The organism is Cellulomonas sp. ACRRI (assembly GCF_022346185.1).
In the GTDB taxonomy this organism is placed as follows: domain Bacteria; phylum Actinomycetota; class Actinomycetes; order Actinomycetales; family Cellulomonadaceae; genus Cellulomonas.
This window is the reverse complement of sequence record NZ_JAKRMS010000025.1, coordinates 24141-37732: the sequence shown is the minus strand read 5'-3', so window position 1 is coordinate 37732 and position 13592 is coordinate 24141. Positions and strand designations below refer to the sequence as shown.

Annotated in this window: 18 protein-coding genes; 10 read left to right on the top strand and 8 right to left on the bottom strand. The window is 76.7% G+C overall.

What is annotated here, in order from left to right:
• The 5 genes from MHY85_RS07245 to MHY85_RS07225 all read left to right on the top strand — a co-directional run.
• Positions 1 to 979: putative F420-0 ABC transporter substrate-binding protein (locus tag MHY85_RS07245; RefSeq protein WP_239194870.1), on the top strand; the 979-nt coding region annotated here is incomplete at its 5' end.
• Positions 980 to 987: 8 nt separating this feature from the next.
• On the top strand, positions 988 to 2121 hold the full coding sequence (locus tag MHY85_RS07240; RefSeq protein ID WP_239194868.1) for a putative F420-0 ABC transporter permease subunit: 1134 nt from the start codon (positions 988 to 990) through the stop codon (positions 2119 to 2121).
• Positions 2112 to 2942 (top strand): putative F420-0 ABC transporter ATP-binding protein, encoded by an 831-nt coding sequence (locus MHY85_RS07235; RefSeq protein WP_239194866.1) that lies wholly within the window; start codon positions 2112 to 2114, stop codon positions 2940 to 2942. The genes MHY85_RS07240 and MHY85_RS07235 overlap by 10 nt, the downstream gene beginning before the upstream one ends.
• Positions 2939 to 3967 (top strand): 2-phospho-L-lactate transferase, encoded by a 1029-nt coding sequence (gene cofD / locus MHY85_RS07230; RefSeq protein ID WP_239194864.1) that lies wholly within the window; start codon positions 2939 to 2941, stop codon positions 3965 to 3967. Before MHY85_RS07235 ends, cofD begins: the two co-directional genes overlap by 4 nt.
• A 96-nt stretch (positions 3968 to 4063) precedes the next feature.
• A complete protein-coding gene (locus tag MHY85_RS07225) occupies positions 4064 to 4399 on the top strand; it encodes a hypothetical protein (RefSeq protein WP_239194862.1) in 336 nt (111 codons plus the stop codon).
• A 12-nt stretch (positions 4400 to 4411) separates the two neighbouring features.
• Here MHY85_RS07225 and cofC read toward each other — a convergent pair whose 3' ends face one another.
• Positions 4412 to 5095, bottom strand: coding sequence for a 2-phospho-L-lactate guanylyltransferase (gene cofC, locus MHY85_RS07220; protein ID WP_239194860.1), 684 nt, complete (start codon positions 5093 to 5095; stop codon positions 4412 to 4414).
• Positions 5096 to 5148: 53 nt separating this feature from the next.
• The gene (locus tag MHY85_RS07215) at positions 5149 to 5514 is read right to left on the bottom strand and encodes an iron chaperone (protein ID WP_239194858.1); all 366 of its coding nucleotides are present in this window, start codon (positions 5512 to 5514) and stop codon (positions 5149 to 5151) included.
• Positions 5515 to 5688: 174 nt separating this feature from the next.
• Between MHY85_RS07215 and MHY85_RS07210 the strand changes: the two genes are divergently transcribed.
• A complete protein-coding gene (locus tag MHY85_RS07210) occupies positions 5689 to 5862 on the top strand; it encodes a hypothetical protein (RefSeq protein WP_239194856.1) in 174 nt (57 codons plus the stop codon).
• A 21-nt stretch (positions 5863 to 5883) separates the two neighbouring features.
• On the opposite strand, the gene MHY85_RS07205 is transcribed toward MHY85_RS07210, so the two are convergent.
• Positions 5884 to 6447, bottom strand: coding sequence for a hypothetical protein (locus MHY85_RS07205; protein ID WP_239194854.1), 564 nt, complete (start codon positions 6445 to 6447; stop codon positions 5884 to 5886).
• 117 nt (positions 6448 to 6564) lie between these two features.
• Between MHY85_RS07205 and MHY85_RS07200 the strand changes: the two genes are divergently transcribed.
• Positions 6565 to 7137 carry an HhH-GPD-type base excision DNA repair protein gene (locus MHY85_RS07200; protein ID WP_239194852.1) on the top strand — a complete coding sequence of 191 codons (573 nt, stop codon included), beginning with the start codon at positions 6565 to 6567 and terminating at the stop codon, positions 7135 to 7137.
• A 69-nt stretch (positions 7138 to 7206) separates the two neighbouring features.
• Here MHY85_RS07200 and MHY85_RS07195 read toward each other — a convergent pair whose 3' ends face one another.
• Complete coding sequence (locus MHY85_RS07195) at positions 7207 to 7965, bottom strand: SDR family oxidoreductase (protein WP_239194849.1); 759 nt, start codon at positions 7963 to 7965, stop codon at positions 7207 to 7209.
• 70 nt (positions 7966 to 8035) lie between these two features.
• Between MHY85_RS07195 and MHY85_RS07190 the strand changes: the two genes are divergently transcribed.
• Positions 8036 to 9238 (top strand): MFS transporter, encoded by a 1203-nt coding sequence (locus MHY85_RS07190; protein ID WP_239194846.1) that lies wholly within the window; start codon positions 8036 to 8038, stop codon positions 9236 to 9238.
• Here the strand turns inward: MHY85_RS07190 and MHY85_RS07185 are convergent.
• Positions 9235 to 9627 carry a hypothetical protein gene (locus MHY85_RS07185; protein ID WP_239194843.1) on the bottom strand — a complete coding sequence of 131 codons (393 nt, stop codon included), beginning with the start codon at positions 9625 to 9627 and terminating at the stop codon, positions 9235 to 9237. The genes MHY85_RS07190 and MHY85_RS07185 overlap by 4 nt on opposite strands.
• Before the next feature lie 161 nt (positions 9628 to 9788).
• On the opposite strand from MHY85_RS07185, the gene MHY85_RS07180 reads away from it, so the two are divergent.
• The gene (locus tag MHY85_RS07180) at positions 9789 to 10169 is read left to right on the top strand and encodes a YbjQ family protein (protein ID WP_239194840.1); all 381 of its coding nucleotides are present in this window, start codon (positions 9789 to 9791) and stop codon (positions 10167 to 10169) included.
• A gap of 24 nt (positions 10170 to 10193) precedes the next feature.
• Here the strand turns inward: MHY85_RS07180 and MHY85_RS07175 are convergent, their stop codons facing one another.
• On the bottom strand, positions 10194 to 10964 hold the full coding sequence (locus MHY85_RS07175) for a coenzyme F420-0:L-glutamate ligase (RefSeq protein ID WP_239194876.1): 771 nt from the start codon (positions 10962 to 10964) through the stop codon (positions 10194 to 10196).
• A 47-nt stretch (positions 10965 to 11011) separates the two neighbouring features.
• The gene (locus MHY85_RS07170; RefSeq protein ID WP_239194874.1) at positions 11012 to 11983 is read right to left on the bottom strand and encodes a TIGR03557 family F420-dependent LLM class oxidoreductase; all 972 of its coding nucleotides are present in this window, start codon (positions 11981 to 11983) and stop codon (positions 11012 to 11014) included.
• 206 nt (positions 11984 to 12189) lie between these two features.
• On the opposite strand from MHY85_RS07170, the gene MHY85_RS07165 reads away from it, so the two are divergent.
• Complete coding sequence (locus MHY85_RS07165; RefSeq protein WP_239194837.1) at positions 12190 to 13134, top strand: nucleoside hydrolase; 945 nt, start codon at positions 12190 to 12192, stop codon at positions 13132 to 13134.
• A gap of 10 nt (positions 13135 to 13144) precedes the next feature.
• On the opposite strand, the gene MHY85_RS07160 is transcribed toward MHY85_RS07165, so the two are convergent.
• Positions 13145 to 13522, bottom strand: coding sequence for a hypothetical protein (locus MHY85_RS07160; RefSeq protein ID WP_239194834.1), 378 nt, complete (start codon positions 13520 to 13522; stop codon positions 13145 to 13147).
• Positions 13523 to 13592 lie beyond the last annotated feature (70 nt).

Sequence of the window (13592 nt, the reverse complement as noted above, 5' to 3'; positions counted from 1 at the left end):
CGCCGCCCTCGCCCTGGCCGCCCTCGCCGCGTGCGCCGGCGGCTCCGCGGACGGTCCCGCCGCCGACGGCACCCCGGCCGCCGGCACCCCGTCGGCCGGCGCGTTCACCCCGGTCACCCTCGACAACTGCGGCACCGAGGTCACCGTCGGCAGCCCGCCGGAGCGCGTCGTCGCGATCAAGTCGACGTCGATCGAGATGCTGCTCGCGCTCGGGCTCGAGGACCGCCTGGTCGGCACGGCGTTCGCCGACGGCCCCGTGCCGGACGAGTACGCCACCGCCTACGACGCCGTGCCCGTGCTGTCGGACAAGGTCCCCGGCCAGGAGGCGCTGCTCGAGGTGCAGCCCGACTTCGTCTACGCGGGCTGGGAGTCGAACTTCTCCGACGACGGCGCCGGCGAGCGCTCCGCGCTGCAGGGTCTCGGCATCGGCACCTACGTCTCCCCCGCCGCGTGCAAGGAGGAGGGGTACATGCCGGACCCGCTGACCTTCGACGGCCTGTTCGACGAGATCCGCGAGGTCGCGTCGGTGTTCGGCGTCGAGGACCGCGCGGAGGACCTCATCGCGGAGCAGCAGGCCGAGCTCGACGGCGTGCAGCCGCCGGCCGCGGCGACCACCGCCCTCTGGTACTCCTCGGGCACGGACACCCCGTACGTCGGCGCCGGCATCGGCGCGCCGCAGATGATCATGGACGCCGCCGGGCTGACCAACATCTTCGCGGACGTGCACGACACCTGGACGTCGGCCGGCTGGGAGCAGGTCGTCGCCGCGGACCCGGACGTCATCGTGCTGGTCGACGCCACCTGGAACACCGCCGAGAGCAAGATCGCGATGCTCGAGGGCAACCCGGCCACCAGCCAGCTCACCGCCGTCAAGGAGCACCGGTACCTGACCGTGCCGTTCCCCGCGGCCGAGGCGGGCGTGCGGAACGCCGACGCCGTGGTCAGTCTGTCCGAGCAGCTCGCTGACCTGGAGGGCTGACCGCTCCCATGACCACCGCCGCGCCCCCGAGTGGAAGGTCTGGCCGGACACGCCGTCGGCGTGTCGGGTCAGACCTTCCACTCGGCACCGCCAGCCCCGGGGTCCGGCCCCCCTGGCGGCCGCCGCTGCTGCCGACGCTGCTCGTCGGCCTCGCGCTGCTCGTCGTCACCGTGCTCGTCTGCGTCACGATCGGGCCCGCGGACATCGCGGTCGCCGACGTGGCGCGGAGCATCGCCGGCCACCTCGGGCTCGGCCCGGCCGCCGGCGCGGACGGCGGGGTGCCGGTGCTGACCGACGCGATCGTCTGGGAGCTGCGGCTGCCGCGGGTGCTCACCGGCGCGGCGGTGGGCGCGGGCCTGGCGCTGGCGGGCGCGGTGATGCAGAGCCTGACCCGCAACCCGCTCGCCGACCCCTACCTGCTCGGGCTGTCGTCGGGCGCGTCGCTCGGGGCCGTGGCCGTCCTCGTCGTCGGCGTGGGCCTGCTGCTGCCGGTCGCCGCGTTCGCCGGGGCCCTGGCGGCGCTCGTCGCGACGCTGAGCCTGGCCCGGGTCGGCGGCGTGCTGACCCCGGGGCGGGCGGTGCTGGCCGGCCTCGCGGTCTCGCAGCTCGCGGCCGCGGGGACGTCGTTCGTCATCTTCTGGTCGGCGACCGGGGACTCGTACCGGGAGATCCTCAACTGGCTGCTCGGCTCGCTGGCGGGGTCGACGTGGCAGAGCGTCGCGATCGCCGCGGGCGCGCTGGTCGTCGTCGGCACCGTGCTGGTCGCCTCCGCGGTGCGGCTGGACGCGTTCGCGTTCGGCGACACCGCCGCGGCGGCGCTCGGCATCCCCGTCGACCGGACCCGCTGGGTGCTGATGACCCTCGTCGCGCTGCTGACCGGGGCGATGGTCGCGGTGAGCGGGTCGATCGGCTTCGTCGGGCTCGTCCTCCCGCACGCGGTGTCCGCGCTCACCGGCCCCGCGCACCGCCGGCTGCTGCCGGTCGCCGCCGTGGTCGGGGCGATCTTCCTGGTGTGGGCCGACACCGGTGCCCGCACGCTGTTCGACCCGCGGGAGCTGCCGGTCGGCATCGTCACGGCGCTGATCGGCGTCCCGGTGTTCGCCGTGCTGCTGCGGCGCGGGAAGGGGTCGGCGTGGACCTGAGCATCGCGGGCGTCGGCACCCGGCTGGGCGGCCGGTGGGTCGTCGACGGCGTGGACGCGACCCCGCCCACCGGCGCGCTGACCGGCCTGCTCGGCCCGAACGGCGCCGGCAAGACCACCCTGCTGCGCCTGATCGCCGGGCTGCTCGACCCCGAGGCCGGCGCCGTGCTGCTCGACGACGTGCCCGTGCACACCGTGCCGCGCCGGGAGCGCGCCCGCCGCGTCGCCCTGCTGGAGCAGGAGTCGTCCTCGACCGTCCCGCTCACGGTCCGCGAGGTCGTCGCCCTCGGCCGCATCCCGTACCGCACGCTGTGGGGCGCCGACGCGGACGAGGCGGCCGTCGACCGCGCGCTGGCCGCCGCCGACGCCGCGCACCTGGCCGACCGGGCGTGGTCCGCGCTGTCCGGGGGCGAGCGGCAGCGGGTGCACATCGCCCGGGCGCTCGCCCAGGAGCCCGACCTGCTGCTGCTCGACGAGCCGACGAACCACCTCGACGTCAGCGCCCAGCTGTCGCTGCTCGCGTTCGTCCGGGACCTGGGCCGCACGACCGTCGCCGCGCTGCACGACCTCAACCTCGCCGCCGCCTACTGCGCGCACGTGCTCGTGCTGGCGGACGGGCGGCTGGTGGCGGCCGGCGACCCGCGCGACGTGCTGACAGCCGACCTCGTGCGCGCGGTGTACGGCGTCGAGTGCGCCGTGCTGACCCACCCGCGGACGGGGCGGCCGGTGATCGCGTTCGGCGACCCGGTGCCCGGGACCGCGACCCCGGCCGACGCCGACCCCCGCACCCGGCCCTCGCCGGTCCCCGAAGGAGCACGATGAGGATCACCGTCCTGTCCGGCGGCGTCGGCGGCGCCCGGTTCACCCGCGGCCTGCTCGCCCTGCTGCGCGACCGGCTCCCCGACGGCCGCGGCGGCACGACCGCCGAGGTCACCGTGATCGCCAACACCGGCGACGACATGTGGCTGCACGGCGTCCGCGTCTGCCCCGACCTCGACACCCTGATGTACACCCTGGGCGGCGCGGTGCACGAGGAGCAGGGCTGGGGACGGCGCGAGGAGTCCAGCCGGGTCAGCGCCGACCTCGCGGCGTACGGCGTCGGCTGGGACTGGTTCACGCTCGGCGACCTCGACCTGGCGACCCACCTCGCCCGGACCCAGTGGCTGCGCGAGGGCCGGACCCTGTCGGAGGCCACCGCTCTGCTGAGCCGCCGGTGGGGGCTCGCCGAGCAGGGCGTCCGGCTGCTGCCGATGGCCGACGAGCCCGTCGAGACGCACGTCGTCGTGGCCGACCCGGAGGGCTCCGGCGCGGAGCGGACGATCCACTTCGAGGAGTGGTGGGTGCGCCACCGCGCCGCGCTGCCCGCGCTGCGGTTCGTCCAGGTCGGGCTCGAGGACGCCCAGGCGGCCCCGGGCGTGCTGGCGGCGATCGCGTCCGCCGACGTCGTGGTCGTCCCGCCGTCGAACCCGGTCGTGTCGGTGTCGACGATCCTCGCCGTGCCGGGCGTCCGCGCCGCGCTGGCGACGACGGCAGCCCCCGTGGTCGGCGTCTCCCCGATCGTCGGCGGCGCGCCCGTGCGCGGGATGGCCGCGCAGTGCCTGGCGACCATCGGCGTCGAGGCCACCGCCGACGCGGTCGCGCGGTTCTACGGCCGCCGGGACGACGCCGCGCGGACCGGGCCTGACGCCGGGGTGCTCGACGCGTGGCTGGTCGACACGGTCGACGCCGATGCGGCGGAGAAGCTGGCGGCCGACGGCTGGCGGGCCGCGGCCGCGCCGACGCTGATGACGGACGTGCCGACCACGGCGCGGATCGCGGCGGAGGCGCTGGCGCTCGTCGCGCTCTGACGCGCCCGGCGTGCGCGGTGCGCGCCGATCCGCCCCCGCGCGGGCACGCGCCCCGCTACCGTCGACGCGACAGCACCCACGTCCCGGGGAGGCGGCATGCGACGGCGACGGGCGGCCGTGCGCGCCGCGGTGACGGCGACCGGGCTCGCGGCGCTGGCGCTGCTGTTCGCCGACGGCCTCCCCCGGATCCCGGTCGTCGGGGAGCCGGGGCCGTGGACCGTCGTCGCGGGCCCGGACGTCACCGGCGACGCGGGGGCGTGCTGGGACGACCCGGCGGTGCTCTCGGCGATCACCCCCGCCGTCTGGCCGCCGGCGGCCGTGACCGTGCAGCTGGTGGAGGGCGCGACCCGCGACGACGCGCAGCGGGTCGTCGCGTGCCTGGCCGACCGGGCGGGGTACTCGCCGGTCAGGGTGCTCGGGCCGGACGACTGACGCCCGCGTTTCTCAGCCCGGCGTCCCCAGCGGTCCCAGCCGGCGCAGCAGCGCCCCCGTGCGCCCTCCGACCCCCCGCGCGACGAGCGCCGCCAGGTCCGCCGGCACGTCCACGTCGTGCCGCAGCGTCGCGTCGACGGGCAGCGCGATCTCGGCGTGCCCGAGCGCCCGGTGCGCCGCCGCCGACCCGCCGCCGAACGCCGGCCGCAGCACCGCCCCCGCCCGCGCGGTGAGCAGCGTCGTCCCGGTGCCGTCGGCGTCGGGGAGCACCGCGAGCGGGTGCGCCTCGGCGGCCGCGAGCGCCGCGTCGAGCTCGTCGGGGTCGAGCCCCGGCAGGTCCCCGAGCAGCACCCCGACGTGCGCGGTGGGCGCCTCGCCGCGCGCGGCGGCCACCCCGGCGGACACCGCGCGGTCGAGCGACGCCCACCCGCCGGCGGCGTCGTCGGGCCCGGCCGGCGGCTCGGGCAGCACCCGCACCCGGGGCAGCGCCGCCGCGGCCGCGGTGACCTCGGCGTCGGCGGTCACCACGACCACCCGGGCCACCCGCGGGCTCGCCAGCACCGCCTCCACGGTGTCGAGCGCCATGGCCCGCACCAGGGCGGCGCGCGCCCGCGGCTCCAGCACGTCGGCCAGCCGGGTCTTGCCGCGCCGCGCGTCCTTCACCGGGACGACCAGGACCCACCGACCGAGCAGCACGGACGCACCCTACGCGGGGCGGCCCGGGGAGCGCCGCCCGCGTCCGGGCCCGGTCAGCCCCGGGTCCGGTCCAGGGCGGCGTCGATCTCGGCGCGCCGCCCGGTGACGAGCGCGTCGAAGGCCTCGGGCGGCAGCGGCCGGTCCGCGGTGAACCGGATGCCGCCCTTCGTCGCGTCGAAGCCGTCGAGCGTCGCCAGCACGGCCGCGACGACGTCCGAGCTGAACGGGTACGCCGTGCAGCCGCGCGGCCCGACCGACACCGTCACCAGGGGCCGGCCCCGGTAGCGGTACGCCGCCATGCCGTAGCTCGTGCCCTCCTCGACGTCGGGCACCAGCGCCCGCGCCCGGTCCAGCAGCCCGGCGACCACCGCCCGCTCCGGCTCCGCCAGCGACGCGACGTACTCCGTGACCTCGGCCATGCGTGCTCCCCTCGTCCGCGTGAGCCGTCCTCTCCCGATCCTGGCAGGGCGGCGTCCACCCGGTCACCCCCTCGCGATCACCCGGATGCGCCCTCCACGCGGGCCTCCCGCCGCCGATGGGTGGGGGGACAGGATGTCGCGGGGCCGGGCAGGAGCCGGGCAGGAGGCGGGGTGATGAGCGTGCGTCAGCGCGTCATGTCCGTGCTCACCCTGGTGGGCTGCCTCACCGGCATCGTCGCCGTCCCGCTCGGCTGGGGCGCGCACGAGCCCGCGCGGTTCTGCGCCACGGCGGCCGACTGCCCGGACCTGCGGTGGCCGGCGGCGGCCGACCTCACCGGCCGGCCCTGATCTCGCGCGGCGCGCGGCGCGTCAGCAGTCGACGTGCCCGGGGGCGCACCACTGGTGCCCGACGTCGACGACCAGCCGCGACCCCGCACCGGGGCCGGCGAGCACGAACGCCCGGAACGGCAGCCGCGCCCGCACGCCCAGGCCGACGGTCGAGACGCCCTCGAAGCTGCCCGCCCAGGCCACCTGCCGGAACGTCTGGTAGCCCGCGGTGCTGACCACGTCGCTGCCCACGCCCACGAAGAACGCGTCCGTCGGCAGGACGTTCACCCGCGCGACGACCTCGAGCCGCGCGCCGCCCCGGACCGGGACCACCGCCCCGGAGCCGTCCGCGACGACCTGCGGGACGTACTGCACGGACCACGCCGTCAGCGGCCGGTCGACGTCCAGCACGAGCCGGTCGTAGCAGGCGTGCCGCCCCGCACGCACGTTCGTGAGCTGCCCCGCGGACATGCCCGGCACGCCCTTCGCGAGCGACCCCCAGACCTGCCCGCAGTACGGGTGCGCCGCGGCCGCGGGGGCCACGAGCACGCTCCCCCCGAGCAGCAGCGACAGGACCGACAACCAGACGAGCAGCCGACGACGCATGGCGGCACCCCCTCGTGCTCCCTCCACGGTCCGCCCTCGCGGCGATCCCGGCAACGGCCGCGTGGCACCCGCAGCGGGTGAGATCCGCGGCGCGCGGCGCCCGGGCACAATGGCGCGATGACCCTGTGGCTGACCGGCGACCCCGAGGCGGACCGCCTGCTCGACTCCGACCCGTTCGCGCTGCTCGTCGGGATGCTCCTGGACCAGCAGGTCACGATGGAGTCGGCGTTCGCGGGCCCGGCCAAGATCGAGCAGCGCATGGGCGGGTTCGACGTCCGGCGGATCGCCGAGGCCGACCCCGAGGAGTTCACCGCGCTGTGCGCCACTCCCCCGGCCGTGCACCGGTTCCCGGGGTCGATGGCGGGCCGCATCCAGGCCGTGGCCCGCGCCGTGGTCGACGACTACGACGGCGACGTGACCCGGATCTGGGCCGACGGCGACCCGGACGGCGCGACCGTGCTGAAGCGGCTGAAGGCGCTGCCCGGGTTCGGCGACCAGAAGGCGCGCATCTTCCTGGCGCTGCTCGCGAAGCAGCGCGGGGTCACGCCGGCCGGCTGGCAGGAGGCCGCGGGCGCCTACGCCGACGACGTCCCGCGGTCGATCGCCGACGTGCGCGACCCGGAGTCGCTGCGGCGGGTCCGCGAGACCAAGCAGGCCGCGAAGGCCGCCGCGCGGGCCGCGAAGGCGTAGGCCCGCGGGCGGGCGGCGGACCGGTCCGGTGACCGCACCGCCGCCCGGCCACCGGGTGTCGGCGCGGGCTCAGCCGGCCCGGACCGTCGACCCCAGCCAGTCGTCGAACGACAACCGCCCCCGCACCGCGTCGGGTCCGCCGCGGAGCGCGCCCGAGGCCAGACCCGCCCCGTACCGGCCCGGGAGCCGCACCTCGAGCACCCGGCGCCGCGTGCCCTCGTGCGCCGAGAGCCGGCGGATCATCGCCGCCAGCGTGTCGTCGGCCGGTCCGACCAGGTCCGGCGCGCGACCGACCGGCCCGCCCTCGGCCACCGCCACCAGGTGGTCCGCGACCTCGGCGGCGGCGACCGGCCGGGTCAGCGTCCGCGGCGCGAGCGTCACCGGCCCGAGCGATGCCCGGGCCACGATCTGCCCCGCGAACTCGTGGAACTGCGCAGCCCGCACGATCGAGTGCGGGACCCCGCCCGCCGCGACCAGCCGCTCCTGGGCGAGCTTGCCCGCGTAGTAGGACGCGTCGATCCCGTCGATCCCGACGATCGACAGGGTCACGTGGTGCGGCACGCCGACCCGCTGCTCCGCGGCCAGCAGCCGACGGGTGGTCGCCGTGAAGAACGCCACCGCGCCCTTCGCCGACAGCGTGCTCGTGCTCAGCACGTCGACCACCGCGTCGGCCCCCGCGAGCGCGGCGTCCACCGCGTCCTCGGGGCCCCGGGCGAGGTCGACGCCCTCGGCGCGGCTCAGGACGGCCACCTCGTGCCCCCGCGCGGCGGCGACGCGCACCACGTGCCGCCCCACCACGCCCGTACCACCGCAGACGGCGATCCTCATCGCGACGCTCCCCCAGCAGGACTCCCGGAACCCGTCCGCGCGTGCTCCGGCGCCGCTACGTTAGCTGGGCATGGGCCACCGCCTCGATCGGCAGCGCGCGTCCGTGCTCGGCGCCGCGACCGTCGGCGGGTCGGCCGACGTCCTGGACTTCCTGCTGCCGCTCTGGGCCGGAGTCGAGCTGGGCGCGACCCCCGCCCAGATCGGTGCGCTCGTCGCGCTGGAGCTCGCGTGCTCGTTCGCCGCGCGCCCGCTCGCCGGCCGGCTGGCCGACACCCGCGAGCGGACCAGGGTCGCGGCCCTCGGGGCGCTGCTCTACGGCGTCGGCTGGCTGGGGTACGCGCTGGCTCCGGGCCTCGGCGCCGGGCTGGCCGCCGCGGCCACGACGGGTGTGGGCGGCGCCGTGCTGTGGGTGTCGGTGCGTGCCATCACCGCGGAGCGCCTGGAGGACGACGACGCGGCGTTCGCGCGGCTGTTCTCCCGGGTGGCGATGGCGGCGTGGCTCTACTGGGTGCCGGCGATGGTCCTGCTCCCCCACCTCGGGTACCGCGGCGTGTTCGCCTGCCTGGGCGCGACGTGCCTGGTCGGCGCCGCGGCCCTGCTCCGGGCCGTCCCGCGTGCACGTGACTGCGCGGCCGGTCCGTCGGACCGAGGCCCCGGGGGCGACGCGCGGCGGCTCGCTCCGCTGCTCGGGGTCGTCGCGCTGACCGCGGTCGCCGAGTCCGGGGTCGGCCTGCTCCTCCTGCTGCACCTGCAGCAGGCGTACGACCTGGACGTCGTGCAGATCGCACTGGTCTTCCTGCCCGGCGGCATCGCACTGACCGTGCTCCCCGGCCCGCTGCACCGGCTGACCGCGCGGTGGGGACGACGCCCGGTCTACGTGGCGGCCGGCGCCGGCTCGGCGGTATTCGCCGCAGGCTTGGCCGTCGCCCCCGGTCCGGTGGCGATCGCCGGTCTCTGGGTCCTCACCAGCGCGGCGTGGGCGGCCCTGACGCCGATCCACGAGGCTGCCGTGGCGGAGGTGGTGGCGCCCGGGCGCAGCGGGCGCGGCATGAGCCTGCTCGGGAACGCCGCACTCGCCGGTGGGGCGCTCGGCTCGGCGACCGCCGGCGCACTGTACGGCTCCACCTCCTGGGCGCTCGTCTGCGGGGTCCTGGCCGCGCTGCTGCTGGTCGCGGCCGCCGCCGGTCCGTGCGCGCTGCGCCGGATCGGCGTCGGCGACCGTCCGGCGGCGGCCGCCGCGCGGCGCGAGGTTCCCGACGCCTCGCCGGCCTAGCCCGCGAGCCCCTTCGGCACCGACAGCCCGACGAGCCGCAGCAGCCGGACCACCGTCTCCTCGACGAACGTGTCCTCCGGCTCCTCGCCCTCGATCGCCATGAGCCGCCGGACCTCCTTCGGCTGCACATCGAGCGCGCCGACGGCCTCGGACCACGTGGCGAAGGCCTCGGCCTCGCCCTCGATGTCGACGGGCTCGCTCTCGGCCGGGTCGTCGTAGAGGTCGCGCGGCTGGAACCCGAGGTAGAACCGGCCGAGGCCCTCCGGCGCCGGCCGGTAGTCGATCACCGCGATGTCGCTGTCCTGGACCTCGATCGCCAGGCTCGGGGTGGCCGCGAGGTCGCCGCCCCACCGACCGTCGCCGTACTGGAACTTCTCGGACGTGCCCAACCCGGGCCTCCCTCTCGTCGTGCCCCCGCCGTCGGCGCCGCACCGTCGGGCCCGGCCCCGCGATGCTAGCCGCGCCCGGGCGGGTGGCGGCGGACCCGGCGGCCGGGTGATCCCTCGCGCCCGGTTCGCCGCGCGCGGTCCGGGGCTGGCACGATCGCCGCATGATCGTGGTGACCAGCAACGAGATCCCCGGCTACCGCATCCAGGCGGTGCTCGGCGAGGTCATGGGCCTGACCGTGCGCTCGACCAACATCGGGGCCAACTTCACGGCGGGCTTCCGCTCCATCGGCGGCGGCGAGATCCCCGAGTACACCAAGATCATGTACGAGTCCCGGCACGAGGTGATGCGCCGCATGACCGAGGAGGCGGCGCAGCGCGGGGCGAACGCGATCGTCGCGATGCGGTTCGACACCGACTCGATCGGGCAGTTCAGCGAGGTGTGCGCCTACGGCACCGCCGTGATCGCGGAGCCGATCCCGGCCGGCGAGCCGGGCGCGACGGGGCAGTCGGCGCAGATCGCGGCGCAGCAGCCGGGGCGCTGACCCGGGCGCTGACCCGGGCGCGCCTCAGCGCCCCGCCGCGTCCTTCCACCCCCGCGCGTACGCCTCCGCGGTGCCCTCGGCGAACATGTCGTCCGGGCCCGTCCGCACCAGCACCCGCGCGCCCGGGCCGTCCTCGGCCGTCACGACGTGCGCCAGGCCGCGGACCACGGCGAGCGGACGGCCGGTCGCCTTGCCCTTGACGAGCTCGGCGGCGGCGGCGATCTCGTCGGCGACCGCCGCCATGCTGACCTGCAGCGGACGCCCGTGGGTGTCCGTCGAGCCGCGCAGGTCGTCGAGGACCCGCACGCCGGCGGCGCCGATCGCGATGTCGGTCTGCCCCTGCCGCCACGGCCGGCCGGCGGTGTCGGACACGACCACCCCGACCCGCACCCCGAACCGCTCCCCCAGGGCCGCGCGCAGCGCCCGCGCGGTGGCGTCGGGGTCGACGGGCAGCAGCAGGACGGTGCCCTCGTCGGTGTTCGACGCGTCGACCCCGGCGGCGGCCATGACGAGGCCGAGCCGGTTCTCGACGATCCGGGTGACGCCGCCGGGGTGCTCCCGGGTGGCGACGACCCGCACCGTCTCGGCGGTGATCGCGGCCTCGCGGTCCTCGGCCTGGACGACGCGGCCCTCGGCCTTGGACACGACCTTGCTCGTCACGACGAGCACGTCGCCGTCCGCGAGCGCCGTCGCCGGCCGGGCGGACGCGTCCGCCGCCAGGGCGTCGCCGAGCAGGGCCGCCAGGTCGTCGCCGGGGCGGACCTCGCCGATGCCGGGGACGCCCCAGGCGGTCAGCAGGTCGGCGGCGGCGGAGACCGGGCCGGCCTCGGCGTCGGGCACGGTCAGCGCACCAGCTTCGGCAGCACGTCCCGGCCGAACACGTCGATCCACTCGCGCTGGTTCCGGCCGACGTTGTGCAGGTAGACCCGGTCGAAGCCGAGGTCGACGTACTTCTGGATCTCGGCGCGGTGCACGTCGGGGTCGGCCGAGATGACCATGCGGCCCTCGAAGTCCTCGGGGCGCACGAGCTTGGCCATCTGGGCGAAGTCGAACGGCGACCGGATGTCGCCCTTGGGGAACTTCATGCCGCCGTTGGGCCACTCGACCATGGCGTTCTCGAGCGCCTGCTCGTCGGTCTCGGCCCAGGACAGGTGCAGCTGGAGCACCTTCGGCAGGTCCTCCGGGTTCCGGCCCGACTCGCGCACGCCCTCGTCGAACTTGCCGAACAGCCCGCTGATCTTCTCCAGCGGGGCGCCGACGGTGATGAGGCCGTCGGCGTGCTTGCCGGCGCGCTTGGCGGTGACGGGGCCGGCCGTGGCGACCAGGATCTCCGGGGCGACCTCCGGCATGGTCCACAGGCGCGTCGACTCGAGCTTGTAGAACTGGCCGGCGTGCTTGACGTCCTTGCCCGCGAGCGACGCCGAGAACAGCTTCTTGATGATGTCGATCGCCTCGAACATCCGGTTGATGCGCTCGGGCGCCTCGGGCCAGTACTGGGCCGTGATGTGCTCGTTCAGCGCCTCGCCGGAGCCCAGGCCCAGCCAGTGCCGGCCGGGGTACATCGCGGCCAGCGTCGCCGACGCCTGCGCGACCATCGCCGGGTGCCAGCGGAAGGTCGGCGCGGTCACGCCGGGGCCCATGTCGCCGGTGGTCCGCTCGCCCAGCGCGGCGAGGACGTTCCAGACGAACGCGGACTGCCCCTGCTGCGGGACCCACGGCTGGTAGTGGTCGGCCGCCATCGTGCCGAGGAACCCCTGCTGCTCCGCGTAGGCGGACAGCTCGACCGCCTCGGTCGGATGGAACTGCTCCAGCATCGCCGCGTACCCGACCTGCAGGCCCTCGGCCACCACACCCTGTGCCACGAACGCTCTCCCTCGTGCCCGGGCCGCGCGGACGCGCGCCCCACCGTCGAGCCTAACCAGCGGGTGTTACCGGGACATTCCGTCCGCGCGACGCGCGGCCCCCTTGACCCGCGCCGGCGTGCGCTGCGACGCTCCCCCGGCCGACGTGAGGAGCACCGATGCCCCGCCCGATCATCCTCGACTGCGACCCCGGCCACGACGACGCGGTGGCGCTGCTGCTGGCGCACGGAAGCCCGGGGGTCGAGCTGCTCGCGGTGACGACCGTCGCGGGCAACCAGGACCTCGACAAGGTGACCCGCAACGCGCTCGCCGTCGCGCGGGTGGCGGGGCTTGCGGGCGTCCCCGTCGCCGCCGGGGCGGACCGCCCGATCGTCCGGGTCCGGGACCACGCCGCGCGCATCCACGGCGAGTCCGGCCTCGACGGTCCGGTGCTGCCCGAGCCCGCGCAGGCGCTCGACCCGCGGCACGCGGTGGACCTGATCGTCGAGACGGTGATGACCCGCGAGCCGGGCACGGTGACGCTCGTGCCGACCGGGCCGCTGACCAACATCGCGCTGGCGGTGCTGCGGGAGCCGCGGATCGTCGACCGGGTGCGGCAGGTCGTGCTCATGGGCGGCGCGTACCGGACCGGGAACTGGTCGCCGGTCGCCGAGTTCAACATCCGGGCGGACCCCGAGGCGGCGCGGGTCGTGCTGCGCGCCGGGTGGGACGTCGTGGTCGTCGGGCTGGACCTGACGCACCAGGCGCTCGCCACCCCGGAGGTCGTGCGCCGGATCGCCGACGTCGGCACCGGGCCCGCCCGGTTCGTCGAGGAGCTGCTCGCGTTCTTCACCGCGTCGTACCGGGACACGATGGGGTTCGACGCGCCGCCGGTGCACGATGCGTGCGCGGTCGCCTACGTCGTCGACCCGGCGGTGATGACGGTGCGGCGGGCACCGGTCGACGTGGAGCTCGCCGGCGAGCTCACCACCGGGATGACCGTGGTCGACCTGCGCGGTCCCGCGCCCGAGGGCTGCCCGACGGCGATCGCGCTCGAGCTGGACCGGGAGCGGTTCTGGGACCTGGTGGTGGACGCGCTGGAGCGGATCGGCGAGCCGGGCTAGGCCGCCGGGCTCACGCGCCGCGGAACAGGTGCGCCAGGTGGCCGCGAGCGTGCAGCCGCGCGGCGACGGCCTCGCTCACCTCCGCGAACACGTTCTCCGACCGCTGGACACCCCAGACGCCGCCCATGGCGCCGGCGCCAGAGTCCCGGCCGAACCGCGCCACGGGGGTGCCCTGGTGGTCGAAGAACCGGACGTCGTAGACGAGCCGCTGGTTCTTCCGGCCCGCGAGGACGCCGAGCAGGGCGGTGGCGGTCGTGCTGCCCCGGGCGACCTCCCACGAGCCGTCCGCCCGCGGCGTGACCGTGAAGCCGTGCTCGGCCAGCGCCTCGGCGAGCGCGGCGCGGGCGGCGTCCGGGTGGCCGGACAGGAAGTAGTCGGCGCTGGCCACGGGAGTCCTCTCGTCGTCGTCCGGCCCGGGCGGTGCCGCCGGGCCGGGCGCGACCGTAGCGCAGCCCCGC

Bases quoted from the DNA above. Each gene is read 5' to 3' on its own strand.
- MHY85_RS07240 (WP_239194868.1), top strand. From the start codon at position 988: ATGACCACCGCCGCGCCCCCGAGTGGAAGGTCTGGCCGGACACGCCGT.
- cofD (WP_239194864.1), top strand. From the start codon at position 2,939: ATGAGGATCACCGTCCTGTCCGGCGGCGTCGGCGGCGCCCGGTTCACC.
- MHY85_RS07225 (WP_239194862.1), top strand. From the start codon at position 4,064: ATGCGACGGCGACGGGCGGCCGTGCGCGCCGCGGTGACGGCGACCGGG.
- MHY85_RS07215 (WP_239194858.1), bottom strand. From the start codon at position 5,514: ATGGCCGAGGTCACGGAGTACGTCGCGTCGCTGGCGGAGCCGGAGCGG.
- MHY85_RS07210 (WP_239194856.1), top strand. From the start codon at position 5,689: ATGAGCGTGCGTCAGCGCGTCATGTCCGTGCTCACCCTGGTGGGCTGC.
- MHY85_RS07205 (WP_239194854.1), bottom strand. From the start codon at position 6,447: ATGCGTCGTCGGCTGCTCGTCTGGTTGTCGGTCCTGTCGCTGCTGCTC.
- MHY85_RS07200 (WP_239194852.1), top strand. From the start codon at position 6,565: ATGACCCTGTGGCTGACCGGCGACCCCGAGGCGGACCGCCTGCTCGAC.
- MHY85_RS07195 (WP_239194849.1), bottom strand. From the start codon at position 7,965: ATGAGGATCGCCGTCTGCGGTGGTACGGGCGTGGTGGGGCGGCACGTG.
- MHY85_RS07190 (WP_239194846.1), top strand. From the start codon at position 8,036: ATGGGCCACCGCCTCGATCGGCAGCGCGCGTCCGTGCTCGGCGCCGCG.
- MHY85_RS07180 (WP_239194840.1), top strand. From the start codon at position 9,789: ATGATCGTGGTGACCAGCAACGAGATCCCCGGCTACCGCATCCAGGCG.
- MHY85_RS07170 (WP_239194874.1), bottom strand. From the start codon at position 11,983: ATGCTGGAGCAGTTCCATCCGACCGAGGCGGTCGAGCTGTCCGCCTAC.
- MHY85_RS07165 (WP_239194837.1), top strand. From the start codon at position 12,190: ATGCCCCGCCCGATCATCCTCGACTGCGACCCCGGCCACGACGACGCG.